Source organism: Sphingobacterium sp. R2, assembly GCF_040760075.1.
In the GTDB taxonomy this organism is placed as follows: domain Bacteria; phylum Bacteroidota; class Bacteroidia; order Sphingobacteriales; family Sphingobacteriaceae; genus Sphingobacterium.
Genome location: NZ_CP142884.1, coordinates 609225 through 628413, shown reverse-complemented (window position 1 = coordinate 628413; position 19189 = coordinate 609225). Strand labels below are relative to the sequence as shown.

The following is a 19189-nucleotide window of genomic DNA, read 5'->3' as shown; positions in this document are numbered from 1 at the left end:
AATATTAAAAGGGGATTCCAAACGGGGAGTAAAGTCCTGAACAGATGGCGAGCAGGAAGAACTGGGGAAATTAAATTTGAGATTCCAAATTATAAAATTTAAAGATGAAGAAAGTTGCAACGGTTGTTTTTTTTGTGCTGTTCTGTCAGGTATTGTTCGCCGAACATATTGTGAAGGAATTTAGCTTTGGTGATACTAAAAAACAGCGGGCTGTAATTGCGCTGAAGCAAGCCCTCCCGTATACGGAGGCCAAAGGGTATGGCTTTGAGTTTTTTACAGAAAAAAATGTAAGAATCGATCGAAAGAGTAAACATCTTTTTAGCGATAAACCATTCTACTTTTCTGTGAAAGTTCCTGAAGGGAATTACAAAATTACGATTAGTTACGATGGCTTAAGCGATAAACCCTACCAGAGCACGGTGCGGTCAGAATCGCGTCGGTTACAAATAGAAAATCAGGAAGTAGTGCCAAATAAATGCGTACAGAAAACGTTCATCGTACATCTTAAAGATCCCAAGATTTCATCAGGCGGAAGGGTGGAATTGAAGAAGCCCCGGGAGCAGCAAAAGTTAGACTGGGATGATAAGTTAACTTTGGAGTTTCAGCAAACGAATTGTATTTCGGCTATTCGCATTGAAGCGATGAGCAATGTCACAACGGTCTTTTTAGCAGGAAATTCTACGGTCGTGAATCAAGAAGATGAGCCATGGGCTTCTTGGGGACAGATGATTCCCCGCTTTTTTGATGCAGGCGTTGCTATTGCTAATCATGCCGAATCTGGGTTAGCATTAAGTTCGTTTTTATCCTCAAGAAGATTGGATAAAATTTTATCTGTAGCCAAAAATGGAGATTATCTATTTATCGAATTTGGGCACAATGATCAAAAGCAAAAGGGAGAAGCTGCTGGAGCATATAAAGGTTACAGTGAACGATTGCGTTATTTTGTCAATGAATTTAGAGCAAAGGGTGGTATTCCCGTTATTCTCACTTCGACAGCACGACGTTTATTTGATCAACAGGGAAATTTAGTTCATACTTTAGGAGACTTTCCAGATGCTGCACGTAAAGTTGCGGCAGAACTTCAAGTCCCTTTGATCGACCTTAATAACAAGACCAGTATATTTTATGAAGCATTGGGCGTTGAAGGTTCCAAGAAAGCATTTGTTCACTATCCCGCTTCTACTTTCCCAAATCAGGAAAATGCATTGGCTGATAATACCCATTTTAACCCGTATGGTGCTTATGAGATTGCAAAAATGGTATTAATGGGAATTAAAGAAAATAAGCTTGTTATTTCCGGTAATATGGTAGATTTTAACGGGTTTGATCCATACCACCCCGATGATTTTAAGACTTGGTATTGGCCTCCAAGTTTGATCAATAGTGTTTTAAAGCCGGATGGCAATTAGTTTTGTACTGATCTTCTTTAGCGAGAATTGAATGGGATCATAACATATCGATGACTCTTCATTATTTTGAATATGAAGCTTGTTTTTTATAAATGTAATATTTACATTTATAATTATTTCTGATTAATTATAACCAATGGAACGAGCTATTTTCACATTAAGAGCCTGCTCTTTTTTTCTTGCAAAAGCAATTTGTTTTTTTTGTCTGTTTTGGATTTTCAGTACACCCGCATATGCCTATAGCAGCACGATTTCTGAACCGGATTCAGCCTATCTCTTTGCTTATGCAAAACATAAGAATGCTGGTAGAGAAGGGTTATTATATGCCTGGAGTTTGGACGGAAAACAATGGAACGCTATTGGAACAGAACTTGCATTTGTGAAATCAGATTATGGACGTTGGGGATCAGAAAAACGGATGATAAATCCGGTGTTGTTTCCTCGAAATGGCGGGGGGTGGTCTTGTGCGTGGCAATTAAGTCCTGAAAATAATGGGCCATATGCCTATACTTTTACAACTGATTTTTTTAATTGGGGCAGGCAAGACTATTATGTCGAATTAAATGATTTGGATAAATCAATGGTTTCGCTTGTAAAAAACAGTTTGTTGGACCGTGAGATTATTTCCATTAATGGCGAAAGTTTACGTGGAACGAAGCTGAAAGTTACATGGTCTGTAATTAAGAATTGATTAAACACTATGATCTTGCTCTGCTTAAGCAAAAGCAATGGTCCGAACGAAGTGTTGACGATGATGTACGCTTTGCAGGCTTAAAACCCTTGGATGTTAAGTTAACCCCAAAGATCGGACAAAGCAAGTCCATCAGCGATATGTTGGTAGGTGTATTTTTTGAAGATATTAATTATGCAGCAGACGGAGGTCTCTATGCGGAATTGATTCAAAATAGAGATTTTGAATATAAATTGAGCGATAAACAAGGGCATGACAAAAATTGGAACGAGAAAACAGCTTGGAGTATGGATGGATCGGGACAATTTCATATCGACAGTATCAATCCCATTCATCCCAATAATAAGCATTATGCGAGGTTACAAGGCGCGGGTATACTAAGAAATATAGGCTACGATGGGATTGCTCTGCATAAAAACGAACGCTATGATCTTTCATTTTTTGGACGGGGCACTGCGGGTAAAGGGCGTCAACTAAAAATCCGGATAAGTACACAAGATGGAAAGATCCTTGATGAAAAATCCCTTGTTGTTGACAGCAAAAACTGGAAAAAATATCAATTGGTATTGACAGCCAATGCGACCTGTAAGGATGCCGTATTGGAATTTGTATTTACAGATCGACAACAATTGGATTTGGACCTGATTTCCTTATTCCCTCAAAACACCTTCAAAGGACGTAAAAATGGATTACGTAAAGATTTAGCCGAGGCTATTGCAGCTTTGAATCCACGTTTTGTTCGTTTTCCGGGAGGCTGTTTAGCACATGGCGATGGTATCGACAATATCTACCATTGGTCCAATACTGTAGGACCTTTAGAAAGCCGTGTGCCACAACGCAATATGTGGGGATATCACCAAACTGTTGGTTTAGGATATTATGAGTATTTTCAATTTTGTGAAGATATAGGTGCCTATGCTGTCCCGGTAGTGGCGGCTGGGGTACCCTGTCAAAATTCAGGCGCTCACGGTCATCCATTGGGCGGGCAACAATGTGGTATTCCAATGGAAGATATGGATGACTATATCCAGGAAGTGCTCAATCTGATCGAATGGGCCAATGGGGATAAAAATAGCACCTGGGGAAAGGTACGTGCAGCAGCTGGACATCCAGAACCATTTCATCTCAAATATATTGGCGTGGGTAACGAAGATTTAATATCGAATGTTTTTGAGGAGCGTTTTACGATGATTTACAATGCTATCCGTGAAAAATATCCCGATATACAGGTTATTGGAACGGCGGGGCCATTTTTTGAGGGAACCGACTATGTTGAGGGCTGGAAAATTGCCGATAAATTAAGCGTACCTATTATGGACGAACACTATTACCAGACACCCGGATGGTTTATTCATAATCAAGATTTCTACGATAAATACGATCGGAATAAAGCGCAGGTTTATTTGGGCGAATATGCCGCTCATATCGAAGGACGTGCAAGTACCTTGGAAGTGGCATTAGCCGAAGCCGCATATCTCACTGCATTGGAAAGAAATGGTGATATCGTTAAGATGGCTTCCTATGCACCGCTGTTAGCCAAAGATGGCTATACACAATGGCGCCCCGATCTTATTTATTTCAACAATACCGATGTGAATTTAACGCCATCCTATTATGTACAGCAATTATTCGGTCGTAATAATGGAACGGAATATGTTCCTGTGGAAGCCAGCTATTCTAATACTGCCGTTGAGGTACAGAAGCGCGTGGCATTTTCTATTGTTAAGGATCCTAAAGATCAATCAATCATTATAAAAATGGTCAATGTTTTGCCTGTTGCCGTCAACATGGAATTGGAACTAGCTAAATTCAACCTAGAAACTGAGCCTGCTGTTGTTGCGCAGCTCACAGGAGAGTTGAAGAGTACAACAGCGAAGCCCGAACAAAAGAGCGTGCCAGTGGAAAAGCTTAAAAACCAGCAATTGCCACCTTATTCGTTAACCATCATTCGAATTCCATCGCGTGCAAAATAGCCCAATTCAACTCCTATGAAACCGCTAGTTGTGCAGAAAAGTATATGTTAGTTTTTATTCATCTCTATTTGGCAAAAATGAAAAAACAATTTCTAGTTACCCTATTCGTTCTTTTAACTTACCTGGTTAAGGCGCAATCTCCCGTATACCTTTTTTCGTATTTTGTAGATAATGGCACTGATGGATTACATCTAGCTTATAGTTTGGATGGTTTGAAATGGGAACCATTGAATCAGGGAAAACCTTTCTTAACACCAACAGTAGGAAAAGATAGACTGATGCGCGACCCCAGTATTTGTCAGGGGCCCGATGGGACCTTTCATCTGGTATGGACAACAGGTTGGTGGGACAAAATTATCGGATATTCTTCCTCCAAAGACCTTAAGCAGTGGACCCAACAAAAAGCAATACCAGTCATGGGAGATGAACCAGATGCAAAAAATGCATGGGCTCCCGAACTTTTTTACGACAACGCGACGAAAGAATATTATATCATTTGGGCCACGACAATTCCTGGTCGCCACAAAGAGGTACCGACTAGTGCTAGTGAAAAAGGATTAAACCACCGGATGTATAGCGTTACGACGAAAGATTTTAAAACTTTTTCAAAAACTAAGTTATTTTTTGATCCCGAATTTAGTGTGATCGACGCGGCCATTATACAACAAGCCAATAAGGAATATATGATGGTGCTGAAAAACGAAAACTCTAATCCGCCGGAGAAAAACATCCGAATCACGGCAACAAAGAATTTAGCCAAAGGATTTCCAACTACTGTCTCTAAACCAATCACAGGCGATTATTGGGCGGAGGGGCCTGCTCCGCTGCAAGTAGGGGAGTATATATATGTATATTTCGATAAATACCGCGATCATAAATATGGTGCTGTTCGTAGTAAAGATGGTATCAACTGGGAAGATGTCTCGGATCTGGTGAGCTTTCCTAAAGGCGTTCGTCATGGAACAGCTTTTACGGTAAATCCAACCGTTTTATCCAATCTATTAGCATTGAAAAGATAGTTGAGAATAACAGTTGTCATCTTAATTATAGCGATATTAATAAAAAAGGTTTTCAAACGGGGAGAATGAAAACCTTTAAAATAACCAATTAATCCTAAATATATGATGAAAAATATCATGCTTTGCTATTGGCTTTCCCTTTATTTATCCCATCTCATCTACATCATAACATACGTACAGGCCAATTAAATTGATAAACTACCGATTCAATACAGCAAGTTTACGTAAACCAAATGAACTTGTCATCCTGTGCTGTACTGTTCCAAAAGTATGGGGTTAGATCTGAAACCATTCAGGTAAGTTCAGGACACTGGTGCGTCTTGAATTTTTTATTTTAGGAGTTTGCTAACCCAAATGAATAAACCGATGCTTAAAATTCGAATTGTCTTCTTTGCTTTGCTATACGTTATGATAGTACATAGTGCCTCAGCACAAACGATGAAGCAAATACACTATCTCTCAGGAACGGACAATGTTCATACGGTCAATTGGGACTTCTGGGTAACTGGGGGACGTAAGGCTGGAAAATGGGATAAGATTGCGGTTCCCAGTCATTGGGAACAACAGGGATTTGGGGCTTATAACTATGGTCGGGACTATGTGACTTATGGCAAGAACTTCATTTTTCACGATGAGAAAGGTTTGTACCGGCATCAATTTACTGTTCCAAAAAACTGGAAAGGTAAAAAAATATACCTTGTGTTTGAAGGTTCGATGACCGATACCGAAGTTAAGATCAACGGTAAGCTAGCTGGAGATATCCACCAAGGTGCTTTCTATCAGTTTAAGTACGATGTCACCGACAAGATCAGCTTTGACAAGCCCAATATATTAGAAGCGACTGTATCAAAAATGTCTTCTGACAAATCTGTTAACAATGCGGAGCGCCTTGCAGATTATTGGATTTTAGGCGGTATTTATAGACCTGTATACCTCGAGGCGACACCACAAGAGCATATCAGTTGGATAGCTATCGACGCCAAAGCAGATGGAACTTTTCGAAGCAACGTGCATTTAGAAAGTTTGTCTAAAGCCAAAAATCTACAGGTGGAGATCAAAGATCTGAAGGGCAACGTGATCGCAAATCAGAAGTTCCCGATTATGGCGAAAGATTCGGTAAAATTGATCGAAATGAAAGTGGAAAAGCCGTTGTTGTGGACAGCGGAGACGCCAAACTTGTATCAGGTCACGTACACCCTATGGTATGGGAAGAATAAAGGATATCAATCTCAAGATCGTTTTGGTTTTAGAACGATCGAAGTTCGCGAAGGAGATGGTATCTATGTCAATGGTGTAAAAGTGAAGATGAAAGGTGTCAATCGTCATGTATGGTGGCCCGAAACTGGACGATCTGTAAACGCAGAATTGGATCTGAATGATGTTAAACTGATCAAAGAAATGAACATGAATGCGGTACGCTGTTCGCATTATCCGCCAGATAGATCGTTTTTGGCCTATTGCGATTCATTGGGCTTATATGTTTTGGATGAATTGGCTGGCTGGCAAAAAGCATACAGTACCGTTGTGGGTAAAAAGTTGGTGCGAGAAATGGTTATTCGAGATGCTAACCACCCTTCCATTATACTTTGGAGCAACGGCAATGAAGGCGGGCATAACAAAGAACTTGTTGATGAGTATAAAAAATATGATCTTTCGGCAAGAACGGTAATTCATGCACATCATAGACCTGGGAACGCCATCAATGGAATCGATTGCAACCATTATGAAGACTTTTATTCAACAAAAAAAATTCTGGAAGGGCCAAACATTTACATGCCGACTGAATTTCTCCATGCACAGGACGATGGCGGCGCCGCAGCAGGATTAGCGGATATATGGGAGTTGCACTGGAATGCCAAATTAGGTGCAGGCGGATTTATTTGGGATTTTGCAGATGAAGGTATTGTGCGTACAGATTTCAATAATGCGATTGATGTCAACCGCGTAAATGCCCCCGATGGAATCCTTGGGCCACATCGCGAAAAAGAGGGAAGTTTCTATGCTATTCGGGAAATCTATTCACCTGTGCATATTACGATGAAGAAATTACCTGCCGACTTCAATGGAACTATTCCGGTGGAAAATCGTTATCACTTTACCGACCTAAAAGATTGCAGGTTTGTGGGTAAATTGATTACTTATAAACAACCCTATGCCGAAGAAGCAGGGGTGGACTCGGTGTTGAATCTAAAGATAAATAGCCCTGTATTGGCGCCGACTCAAAAAGGAAACGTGCAGTTGAATTTACCGAGCAATTGGAAACAATATGATGCGCTAATATTGATGGCAATTGACCCACATGGGGAGGAAATTTATACTTGGACATGGCGTATCAAATCCAATCTGGTTCTTACAGCTGAAATTCTACCTTTAAAATCTTCTACCGATGTTGAAGCGAAAGAGGACAGTGTGAATTATATCCTTAAGGCAAATGGAATAACAGCTTTTATCTCCAAAAAAACAGGATTATTGGTTGATCTGGCCAATGATTATAGCATGAAATTAGCTTTTAATAATGGCCCGGTGCTTATTGATGGACAGTCGGAGCTGAAAAGTGCTAAACGTTGGCAAGATGGAAAAAATGAAGTTGTTGAGTTTATGTTTGATGGCAATCTAAGTTTTATCCGTTGGACGATGCGGCCAGACGGCTGGTTGAAACTTGATTATGCTTACGATATGGAAAAAACGGTGCCTTATGCCGGAGTAAGCTTCAACTTTCCTGAAAACTATATTATTGGGGCCAAATGGCTCGGTAATGGCCCTTATCGTGTATGGAAGAATAGGATGCACGGTGTTACCCTAAATACATGGGAAAAAATGTACAATGATGGAAAAGCCGGTATTGGTCCATGGGCATTTCCTGAATTTAAAGGCTACTTCTCCGATGTTAGCTGGGTACAATTCAATACCGTGCAAGGCAAGTTTTTGGTCGCAACAGATCAGGAAGATTTATTTGTGCGACTGTTCGAGTTTTACGGAATTTCCGGCCCTAAAGGATATCCGCAATTGCCGTCTGGAGATATTTCTTTTTTAGATGCTATTCCTCCTATTGGAATAAAACTGGCATTGGGAATTAATGGAAATGCTGCCGTGAATGGACCCGCGGGTGAGCTTAATCAAATGGATAAAAGGATTAACCGGACACTCTATTTTTACTTTGGAACCCCAAAAGGCGAAAAAGAAAATACACAATTTGTGATGCCGAAGGTTAATGTGTTGACAGATTAAAAGAATAATGCATAAAAAAGGTGTACCCCTAATAGTATGTATTCTTTTCAATAATGCTTATTTAGGTTTCTTGACCCCAAAAAGGTTGTACTTTATTCACTTTTATCGCTATTCGTGTAGGAAAAATCATTGGCGTATTTATTTTGAATAGCAGTTGATGTTGTTTTTTTAAGATGTTCATCCTTCAATTGTACGGTCTGAATTGGAAGTTCGGGATTGCCATTGATCTTCTAATTTTACCAAGCAAGACAGTACAAGGTGGTTTGGATATACTTTCTTAAGGATAAGGTATTACCAAATCCATACCATCTCCTAACTGCAAGCGGATTGTTAAAAAGGTGAAAGCATAGTGAATCGACCTTTAAAGGTGGACTCAACGTGGACTCACTGTGCACTCAACGTGGTTGCAGTTAGGAGTTGGTAATAAGTTGGTATGGAGTTGAGGATTCTATAACAAATATATTACGAATGGCGTTGAATCCCTGTTTTTAACCTTATTATACATGAAAACGAGCACTTTCTGACTGTATTGTCTGGTTTGTTCAGGATACTACAGGATGGCTCTTGTTAAAAATGTTGATACTTTTAAAACGAGCTACTTATTAAGCATTCTTAAATACGCTAATCAATTCGAAGTCATTGTCTACATTTTTTAATTAAGCTGTAGACAAGCGTGGAAACAAGACTTAAAATAAAACTAAATATGATGAAAAAATTCTTTCGATTTTTACTCCTGCTTACATCAATTGCGATCTTGTCCAATGCACATGCGCAAGGCAAGTTTCCGGACGGAACAGCAATCTCAAAATGGTTTGAGACTGTAAAATCGACTGAGATCGAAACGCTCGGAAAGAAATTTATCGTCACAGATTTTGGTGTTGCGTCAGATAGCACCATCGTGCAAACTGCCAAAATTCAACAGGTTATTGATAAGGCCTATACCAGCGGTGGAGGTGTAGTCATAGTGCCTAAAGGTGTCTACCTGAGTGGATCCTTATTTTTTAAACCTAATACACATTTACACCTTGAAGAAGGAGCTGTACTGAAAGGAAGCGATGATATTGCGGATTTTGCGCTAGCGGAGACTAGGATGGAAGGGCAAACAGTGAAGTATTTTTTGGCGCTTGTCAATGCAGACCAGGTGGATGGATTTACAATTTCGGGTAAAGGTACACTCGATGGAAACGGGTTACGCTACTGGCGATCCTTCTGGCTTAGGAGACAGTTTAATCCACAATGCACAAATATGGACGAGATGCGTCCACGTTTACTTTATGTGTCCAACAGCAAGGATGTACAGGTTTCCGGCATTCGCTTGATCAATTCACCTTTTTGGACCTCACATTATTATAAATGTGAAAATCTCAAATTGATCGGTTTGCACATTTCGGCACCAAAGGAACCTGTGAAAGCACCTAGTTCAGATGCGATTGATTTGGATGTCTGCCGCAATGTATTGATTAAAGATTGTTACTTATCCGTTAATGATGACGCCATTGCATTAAAAGGTGGTAAAGGGCCAAAGTCTGATAAAGATCCTAACAATGGCCCCAATTCAAATATTATTATTGAGAACTGTTTCTTTGGTTTTTGTCATAGTGCACTGACTTGTGGTAGTGAATCTATTCATAGTTACAATGTGATTTTTAGGAACAATACCTTAGATAAAGCACGTAAGCTACTGCAATTAAAAATGCGCCCCGATACACCTCAGGAATATGAAAACATTCTGATCGAAAATATTAAGGGAAATGTCAATAGTATGTTGTTTATCAAACCTTGGACTCAGTTTTTTGATTTGAAAGGCGAGAAAGATATCAAAATGTCTTATGCAAAAAATATTGTTTTGCGCAATATTGACCTAGATTGCGACATCGTATTTGATGTACTCAACTCGGAGCAATATGTACTGTCAGATTTTACATTTCAAAATCTGCATGTCCGCGCCGCCAAAAATCCCGTGATTCATAAGGAATATGTTAAAAACTTTGTCCTGAATCAGGTGACTGTTAACAGTAAAAAGCAATAATAATATGTACCAGGATATTGCTGTGGCTTAGACCTTGAATTATGAAGACAAAACTTGTTCTTTTGACTGTGGCGCTGATCGGTTCCCTATCCGTCTCAGGTCAACGTAAAATGGAGTTTTTGGATCGGGGGATGGTGGCTGTAAAAACGACGGATAACGCTGTTTTTTTAAGCTGGCGTTTGCTTGGTACTGACGATTTTGATACAGCCTTCGCAATTTATAGAAAGGAAAGGAATGGTCAGCTGAAAAAACTGAACCCTTCACCTTTAGTGAAGGGAACTAACTTCGTGGACGATCATGTCGATTTGGATCAAGATGTTACCTACATTTTGAATATAGTAACCGGAAGTAAAGAAAAAGAAGTTGCTAAATTGACCTTATCGAAAGATCAAAAAGTACAGCAATACTTAAATATTCCCTTACGTACTCCCAAAGGATACACTCCGGGTGATATTTCTGTAGGTGATTTGGATGGAGACGGGAGTTACGAACTGATTGTTCATCAGACGGGTGTTGGACATGACAATGCACACAATGGGATTACTTCGGAACCTATTTTTCAGGCATATAAACTAGATGGTACTTTTCTCTGGGAAATCAATTTGGGTAAAAATATCCGGGAAGGAGTACATTATACCCAATTTATGGTATACGACCTCGATAGTGACGGACGTGCGGAGCTAGTCTGTAAAACGGCCGACGGTACGAAAGATGGACTGGGAAATGTCATTGGTGATGCCCAAGCCGATTGGCGTGATACCGTATTAAATTCGCGGACAGTTGGTCGCATATTGAAAGGACCTGAATATTTAACCGTATTTGATGGATTGACGGGCAAAGCGCTGAGCACGGTAGATTATCAACCAGAACGTGGAGCGCTAAGTTCATGGGGAGATACAAATGCTAATCGAAGCGATCGATTTTTAGCTTGTGTAGCCTATTTGGATGGTGTACATCCAAGTGTCGTGATGACGCGGGGATATTATGAACGGACAGCTCTGGCAGCGTGGGATTTTAAAGATAAAAAATTAGTGAACCGCTGGGTATTTGATAGCAAAGTTCGTAAAGATCCTTATTCCGGACAGGGATATCATAACCTTACGGTCGCGGATGTTGACCAGGATGGCAAAGATGAAATTGTGTTTGGTTCGATGGTTATTGATGATAATGGCAGAGGTCTATACAGTACAGGACTGGGACATGGCGATGCGCTGCATGTTGGCGACTTAGATCCTGATAGACCCGGCCTGGAGATCTTTGGAATCCATGAACTGAAAGGAGGGCGGAAAGGGACCGGCGTGGCTTTGTTGGATGCCAAAACGGGGGCAATATTGTTTAAAAGTGCAATAGACCAAGATATTCCCCGCGGTGTTGCTGCAAATATAGATCCCGATCATAAAGGGGCGTATCTGTGGTGGCTGGGATCTAGAGATATGTACGATACCAAAGGTAATCGTGTAGGGACGGCGCCGAGATCGACCAATTTTTTGATTTGGTGGGATGCTGATTTGAGCCGGGAACTTTTAAACAGTAACTATATTGAAAAATATAAAAATGGGAAAATAGAACGAATCTTTACGGCGATTGGAGCATCATCGATCAATGGAACTAAAAGTACACCTAACCTGAGCGCGGATATCTTTGGCGATTGGCGTGAAGAATTGATCCTCCGTGCAGATGACAACCAAAGCCTACGTATTTATACAACAACGATCCCTACAACGCAAAGGGCGTATACGTTGATGCATGATCCACAGTATCGCTTGAGTATAGCATGGCAGAATGTAGGTTATAATCAACCCCCACATACTGGTTATTACCTTGGTGTAGGTATGGATCGTCCAGTTAGCCCAAATATACAATTGGTAAAGCCTGCCCGCACAAAATAGAAATTTAGAAGTGTACGATTAGAACTGTCTGATTTAAAAGAAATAGATAAGTTAACAAATGAAGCATACAATAAAATGGATAGGGATGGCGCTAACAGCCGTTCTTTTGATATCTTTTGCAAAACAGCAAGATAGACCTACGATTTATCTTATCGGTGATTCGACCGTTAGGAACAGCAATAAGGAATATTGGGGCTGGGGTACCCTGCTTCCTGAATTATTGGATACGACAAGAATCCGTGTAGACAATCATGCGATGGCGGGGCGTAGTACACGAACATTTGTCAAAGAAGGAAGATGGGCAAAAGTTGATTCTTTGTTCAAGCCGGGAGATTTTTTATTGATTCAGTTTGGCCACAACGAAGGCAGTAAGCCCGATACCAGCAAACAAGGCTATCGGGGTGTGCTGCGGGGCATTGGCAAGGACTCCGTTGTGCTGGATTGGGGAAATGGAACGAAGGAGGCCGTGTATACTTACGGTGAAAACCTGCGCCGTTTTGTGATTGAAGCAAAGAAAAAGGGGGTAAGACCAATTTTGTTATCCATGATTCCGCGCAACCAATGGGATAATCAAGGTAAGGTGAAACGGGCCGACAACGACTTTGGCTTGTGGGCTAGGCAGATTGCAGAAGAACAGGGCATTCCTTTTTTGGATCTGAATAGTATTACCGCAGATAAGTATGATCAGCTTGGTGCTGAACGGGTAAAATCCAATTATTTTCCAGGTGACCATACGCATACGAATAAAGCTGGAGCAAGAGAAAATGCATTGTCTGTAATCGAAGGATTTCGGAGAATTAAAAGCCAATTGGTACAATACATTAAATAAAAACGAAGATGAAATTGAAATTGTTGCCTTGGGCTGCGGTCCTTTTCGCTGTAATCAGTATGTCTTTTTTGGAAAAACAGCATAAACCGACCTTATTTATTATTGGTGATTCCACCGTAAAAAACGGACAGGGAAATGGGGCCAATGGACAGTGGGGCTGGGGAAGTTTGATCGGTCAGTATTTTAAATTAGATAAAATCAATGTCAAGAATCGTGCTTTGGGGGGAACAAGTACACGGACATTTTATAACAATCCAAAACTTTGGCAGAGGATACTGGATAGCATACAGCCGGGCGATTTTGTGCTTATGCAATTTGGACATAATGATTCAAGTCCTATTGTGGATACGTTACGTGCTCGTGGAACGATAAAAGGAAATGGCGACGATTACCAAGAAGTGTATAATCCATTGCTGAAACAGCATGAAGTAGTCTATAGCTATGGTTTTTACTTACGTCGATTTGTGAAAAACATTCAAGATAAAGGAGCGGTCGCGATTATCGGTTCACCCATTCCACGCAATGCTTGGGATGGAAATCAAGTTCGTAAATCGGATTATGCAATATGGGCTGAGGAAGCTGCCCGGCAGAGTGGTGCTTTCTTTATCCCATTGCAGGATCTCGTGATTGCCCAGTATGAAACATTGGGAAAAAAGAAAGTAGAAACGGAATTTTTTGATCCTAAAGATGCGACCCATACAATTAAAGCCGGTGCTTTGCTGAATGCTAAACTCGTTGCTGAGCAATTGAAAAAGCAAACCAAAATCGGATTAAAGAAATTTATGTAGTATGAAGAAATTTACCTTTCCTCTGGCGATCTTTTTTCTGTTGACCCTATTTAAAGTGCATGCACAGCAACGGCCCAATATTGTGTTGATTCTGGCCGATGATATGGGCTATGCTGATTTGGGTTGCTTTGGTTCTGAAATTCAGACTCCAAATCTGGATAAAATGGCAAAGGAAGGGATTAAGATGACTAATTTTTATAATGCTTCGCGTTGTTGTCCATCACGTGCTTCTCTATTGACCGGATTGTATCCGCATCAGGCAGGTGTGGGCGATATGATGAACAAGCGTCCTTTTCCTGCCTATCAGGGCTATTTAAATAGAAACTCGGTCACATTGGCCGAACTATTGAAAAGCGCAGGTTATGGAATCGAAGGCGCTGCAGTGAGCAGTACGCCTTTCAAAAAGTTCAAGCATTGGGAGTTTGAGGGTGGCAATGCAAACAGTTTTATCGCTTATGGGCCCAAGTTTCTGCCGCAAGGAAAACAGTTTGATAGGCCAGCCCATTTGATCGATATCATGCCAACCTTAGCACAATGGTCGGGAGCAAACTATCCTAAAAATTATGCCGGTAATACGATTAAACCGATGTAAGGGGCCTCCTTGCTTCCGCTATGGAATGAACAACAGGAGGATATGGATCGGGAAATTTGTTTTGAGCACGAGGGTAACAAAGCTGTGCGCAAAGGAAAATGGAAATTGGTCTCTTCCTATCCTGAAAATAGGTGGTATTTATATGATATAGAAAATGATAGAAGTGAAACAGTAGACTTATCAGCCTCTTTTCCGAAAATATACCGAGAAATGGTTGAGATCTATGAAAACTGGGCGCCAAGGGTTGGTGTGATACCCTACGAGCAGCTCGCTCAAAAACCTTCATGATTTCGCAGACACCAACAGCAATGAAAGCAAAAGAAGGTTCTCTCTAGCCAATAAGATCAGACACTTCCAGAAAAAAAAGGAATTCCCGTTATGAATAATTATATAAAGAAAAACATGAAAATATTTAATACGTATACAGCCACTTTGATGATTGCGTTTTTCCTTTCAGCATGTTCATCGACGAAGAAAGTTGTCGAACAGAAGCAGGAATTAGCCGCTGTAGATGTACTTCAGTCGTTGCAGCTGACCAATCGTTATTTCATGAACAAATGGACAGACACCGGTAAACCGATCTATACCAACCGTTGGCGGCCGAGCAATATCTGGACCCGAGCCGTTTATTACGAAGGGCTCATGGCACTTTATCAGATTGATAAAAATAACGAATACTACAATTATGCTGTGGATTGGGGAAATAAACATGACTGGGGTATGCGCAACGGTTTGGAAACTCGAAATGCCGATGACCAAGCTTGTGGGCAGACCTATCTGGATCTCTATGAAATTGAAGCGAAGCCTGAGCGTATCCAAAAGATTAAAGCTAATATAGATTACATTATCAAATCTGGAAAAGTAGACGATTGGACCTGGATTGATGCCATACAAATGGCCATGCCAATTTATGCTAAACTGGGGGTAATGACGAAGGATCAAACTTACTTTGATTACATGTATAAAATGTATCATCATTCAAAAACGCGAGAAGGTGGAGGCCTCTATAATAAGGCCGATAAACTTTGGTGGCGCGATAAGGATTTTGTTCCTCCTTACAAGGAGCCGAATGGTGAGGATTGCTATTGGTCACGTGGCAATGGATGGGTTGTGGCAGCTTTGGTTAGGGTACTCTCTTTGATTCCGGAGAACGAAGCACATCGTGCCGAGTACATGTCGGATTATAAAGCTATGATGGAAGCACTTGTTCCTATTCAAAGACCGGATGGATTCTGGAATGTCAGTCTACACGATCCGACTAATTTTGGTGGGCGTGAAACTTCAGGCACTGCACTGTTTGTCTATGGTATGGCCTGGGGCATCAATAATGGTTTCCTAGATGCTAAAATATATCGACCTGTTGTAGAAAAGGCGTGGAAAGCAATGACAGCAGAAGCGGTACACCCTTCTGGTTTTTTGGGCTATTTACAAGGAACGGGAAAGGAACCTAAGGATGGTCAGCCGGTCAGTTTTTCAAGTCAACCGGATTTTGAAGATTATGGGCTGGGATGTTTTTTGTTGGGGGGTACAGAGGTTTATAAAATGTTGTCCAGATAAGTACCCGCATCCATCAGGTATTGGCCAGTTAAGAAAATTTGTCGATCATAAAATAGTTGAAGACTGAAAAGAAATGGAGAAAATAGCATTTAAAATGAAATTGAAACCGGGAATGTCTGCGGAATATAAGCGGAGACATGACGCGATCTGGCCAGAATTGATAACCTTATTACGCGAAAATGGGGTGTCTGATTATTCCATTTTTTTGGATGAGGAGACAGACACTCTATTTGCTGTTCAATATTTAGCAGGACATTCGTCACAAGAGTTGGGTAAGGAAGCTATTGTTCAGCAATGGTGGGATTATATGTGCGATATCATGGAAGTACATGCCGATCATTCTCCAGTATCGGTCAGTTTGGAAAAAGTATTTCACATGGATTAGGCCAATTGTAACATGAAGAAAATTTATATATCATTAGTGCTTGCCTGTAATCTGTTGGCTTTCGCTCGAACGATGGCGCAGGATTTATGGCCAGCAGTGACCAAAGAAATGAGGCCTTGGACGCGTTGGTGGTGGCTCGGTTCGGCTGTGGACCGAACTAATATCGAACTCGAATTAACCTTATTTGAAAAAAGTGGTTTTGGTGGAGTTGAGGTAACACCTATTTATGGCGCTAAGGGATTTGAATCCAGCTACCTGAACTTTCTTTCACCACAATGGATGAATATGTTGGGGGTAACGACGGATAAGGCCAATGCCTTGGGCATGGGAGTGGACATCAATTTGGGAACTGGTTGGCCATTTGGGGGGCCTCAAATCAAAGAAAAGGATGCCGCTACCAAATTGATCTTGGATGAATTTGAATTAAAAAAAGGTGAAAAAGTCACCTTTCCCTTAAAGCCAAAGGATCCTAAACAACATTATTTCTTTTTGCAGGCATTACGGGCATTTAGAGCCGACAATAGTGAGATTAATCTGGATGATTATATTTCAAAGACCACTGGAACATGGGAAGCGCCTGCCGATATTCGCCTATTAGCGGTATTTTCTGGTAGAACGGGGCAGAAAGTCAAACGTGCCGCACCGGGGGGAGCGGGGTATACGCTCGATCACCTTGGACAGCAATCTGTCCTATCATATTTCAATAGATTTACCGAAGCTTTTAAAGATAAACCATTGCATGTGCGTGCTTTTTTTAACGATAGCTACGAAGTATATGGGGCAAATTGGACGGATGAGTTTTTGCAATCATTCGAACGGATAAAGGGATATAGGTTACAGGATCATCTCCTGGATTTTGCAGGTAAGGGCAAGAATGAAGCGAAAACAGCAGGCCTTAAATCGGATTATCGTGAAGTTGTGAATGCACTGCTTGCCCAGAATTTCTTGATCCCATTTACGGATTTTGCCCATCGCTATCGTGCGATTTCAAAAAATCAAGCCCATGGATCTCCAGGAAATCTGATTGACTTGTATGCGGATACAGATATTGCGGAGTGTGAAACCTTTGGATCCAGCAGTTTTGATATTCCCGGATTAAGACGGGATACTGCTGATATCCGTAATGTGGATCCAGACCCCATGATGGCGAAATTTGCGACGTCGGCGACAAATGTATACGGTAAAAAATATACTTCTTCGGAAACATTCACCTGGCTGACGGAACATTTTAAAACCTCCTTGTCACAAACGAAACCTGAAGTCGAACAACTATTCCTCGCTGGGGTGAATCATGTATTCTATCACGGGACAACCTATTCGCCGAAAAATGTTCCTTTCCCGGGATGGATGTTCTATGCTTCCGTTAATTTTGTTCCACAAAACTCGTTCTGGGAACACCTTACCGGTTTGAATCAATATATTACGCGTGTGCAATCCATCCTTCAATCCAGCCGGGCCGACAATGAACTGCTGGTATATTGGCCCATTTATGATATTTGGAATAATGCCAAAGGAATGGATAAGGCACTAAAGGTTCATGATGTTGACGAGTGGTTACATCCAACGCAATTTTATAAACAAAGTGTTCAGCTGCAGAAACGGGGGTATAGCTTTGATTTTGCAACTGATAAAATTTTGGAGGGAACTACAGTAAACGGCGGAAAATTACAAACCTCAAAGGATGCGATCCCGTATCAAGCAATTTATATACCTGCCTGTCATTATTTTTCAGAAGTGACCCTGCAGAAAATTCTGGAAATGGCCAACCAAGGCGCAACTGTCATCTTCCAGCAATTACCGAAAGAGGTTCCTGGATATAGCCAATTAGATAAACGGCGCACGCTGTTCAATAAATTAATTGCATCACTAGGGTTCGATAAAGATAAGGCTAATCAGTATACAGCATTTGGAAAAGGAAAAATCTATTTGACTACAGATATTAATTCAGCCCTGGAAACCGAACAGATATTACCTGAACGGATTAATCAAACCGGGCTAAAGTTTTCAAGAAGAGTTGCCGGTAAGGATACCTATTATTATTTAGTCAATCACAGCGGACAGACCGTGGATCGCCATATCGCGCTGAATGTACAAGCGAACTATTATTCTTTATTGGATCCCCAGACTGGGCGGACCTATCAGTTGCCATCATCTGATGGAAAGATACGGGTGCAGATTCCATCGGGTTATTCTTGGATTGTCTTGGCCTCGGAGCAACAAGCCAGCGAACCTTTCCGCTATCAGGATGAGTTACACCAAGTGGCTCAATTGGACCGCGACTGGAAAGTGAAGTTTATTGCCGGAGGACCTGTTTTACCGAAGGCCAAAAAGCTTGATCAGCTCTCTTCGTGGACCGAATGGGGCGATAAAGATGCTGTTAATTTTTCGGGTACAGCAAACTACGAGAAAACATTCTCTATCCATAAAGACTTGTCAAAATCATATCTACTCAAGCTTGGGCGTGTTGCGGAAAGTGCCAGAGTATATATTAACGGAAAGGACGCGGGTGTGTTATGGTCAATTCCTTTTCAACAGGATATTACCCCATTATTGGTGAATGGCGAAAACAAGATTCGTATTGAAGTCGCCAACTTAATGGCAAACCGGATTAGTTATTTGGACCGCAAAAAAGTTACCTGGCGAAATTATCACGAAATTAATTTCGTCAATATCAATTATAAAGATTTTGATGCCAGCAAATGGGCGCCCATGGAAAGTGGGCTGATTGGGCCCGTAACCATTTGGAGTTATTAAATGAAAAACGATACATGTATAGCTTAAATGCTGCTGCTTAGAGATG

The 19189-nt window shown here is 41.0% G+C and carries 14 protein-coding genes; all 14 read left to right on the top strand.

The features are described 5' to 3' along the window. The first annotated feature begins 104 nt into the window (after positions 1–104). The 14 genes from VXM68_RS02735 to VXM68_RS02670 all read left to right on the top strand — a co-directional run bounded on the left by VXM68_RS02735 (position 105) and on the right by VXM68_RS02670 (position 19143). A complete protein-coding gene (locus VXM68_RS02735) occupies positions 105–1409 on the top strand; it encodes a rhamnogalacturonan acetylesterase (RefSeq protein WP_367210378.1) in 1305 nt (434 codons plus the stop codon). A gap of 136 nt (positions 1410–1545) precedes the next feature. Then, positions 1546–2100 carry a hypothetical protein gene (locus VXM68_RS02730; RefSeq protein WP_367210377.1) on the top strand — a complete coding sequence of 185 codons (555 nt, stop codon included), beginning with the start codon at positions 1546–1548 and terminating at the stop codon, positions 2098–2100. Continuing rightward, positions 2097–4073: an alpha-L-arabinofuranosidase C-terminal domain-containing protein gene (locus VXM68_RS02725; RefSeq protein ID WP_367210376.1), complete on the top strand. Its 1977-nt coding sequence runs from the start codon at positions 2097–2099 to the stop codon at positions 4071–4073. Before VXM68_RS02730 ends, VXM68_RS02725 begins: the two co-directional genes overlap by 4 nt. A gap of 77 nt (positions 4074–4150) precedes the next feature. Then, positions 4151–5092 carry a glycoside hydrolase family 43 protein gene (locus VXM68_RS02720; protein ID WP_367210375.1) on the top strand — a complete coding sequence of 314 codons (942 nt, stop codon included), beginning with the start codon at positions 4151–4153 and terminating at the stop codon, positions 5090–5092. Between the two features lie 438 nt (positions 5093–5530). Next, positions 5531–8320: a glycoside hydrolase family 2 protein gene (locus VXM68_RS02715; protein ID WP_367210374.1), complete on the top strand. Its 2790-nt coding sequence runs from the start codon at positions 5531–5533 to the stop codon at positions 8318–8320. 703 nt (positions 8321–9023) lie between these two features. Next, on the top strand, positions 9024–10349 hold the full coding sequence (locus tag VXM68_RS02710) for a glycoside hydrolase family 28 protein (protein WP_367210373.1): 1326 nt from the start codon (positions 9024–9026) through the stop codon (positions 10347–10349). A gap of 41 nt (positions 10350–10390) precedes the next feature. Then, positions 10391–12238, top strand: a complete 1848-nt coding sequence (locus tag VXM68_RS02705; RefSeq protein ID WP_367210372.1) for a rhamnogalacturonan lyase — start codon at positions 10391–10393, stop codon at positions 12236–12238. 58 nt (positions 12239–12296) lie between these two features. Continuing rightward, entirely contained in the window at positions 12297–13067 is a 771-nt protein-coding gene (locus tag VXM68_RS02700) for a rhamnogalacturonan acetylesterase (RefSeq protein ID WP_367210371.1), read from the top strand. An 8-nt stretch (positions 13068–13075) separates the two neighbouring features. After that, on the top strand, positions 13076–13855 hold the full coding sequence (locus VXM68_RS02695) for a rhamnogalacturonan acetylesterase (RefSeq protein ID WP_367210370.1): 780 nt from the start codon (positions 13076–13078) through the stop codon (positions 13853–13855). Position 13856: 1 nt separating this feature from the next. Beyond that, positions 13857–14447, top strand: a complete 591-nt coding sequence (locus tag VXM68_RS02690) for a sulfatase-like hydrolase/transferase (RefSeq protein ID WP_367210369.1) — start codon at positions 13857–13859, stop codon at positions 14445–14447. Positions 14448–14489: 42 nt separating this feature from the next. After that, positions 14490–14735, top strand: coding sequence for a hypothetical protein (locus tag VXM68_RS02685; protein ID WP_367210368.1), 246 nt, complete (start codon positions 14490–14492; stop codon positions 14733–14735). 114 nt (positions 14736–14849) lie between these two features. Next, positions 14850–16004: a glycoside hydrolase family 88 protein gene (locus VXM68_RS02680; RefSeq protein WP_367210367.1), complete on the top strand. Its 1155-nt coding sequence runs from the start codon at positions 14850–14852 to the stop codon at positions 16002–16004. 73 nt (positions 16005–16077) lie between these two features. Continuing rightward, positions 16078–16389 carry an L-rhamnose mutarotase gene (rhaM, locus tag VXM68_RS02675; RefSeq protein WP_367210366.1) on the top strand — a complete coding sequence of 104 codons (312 nt, stop codon included), beginning with the start codon at positions 16078–16080 and terminating at the stop codon, positions 16387–16389. Positions 16390–16401: 12 nt separating this feature from the next. Beyond that, positions 16402–19143: a glycosyl hydrolase gene (locus tag VXM68_RS02670; RefSeq protein WP_367210365.1), complete on the top strand. Its 2742-nt coding sequence runs from the start codon at positions 16402–16404 to the stop codon at positions 19141–19143. Positions 19144–19189: the final 46 nt, after the last annotated feature.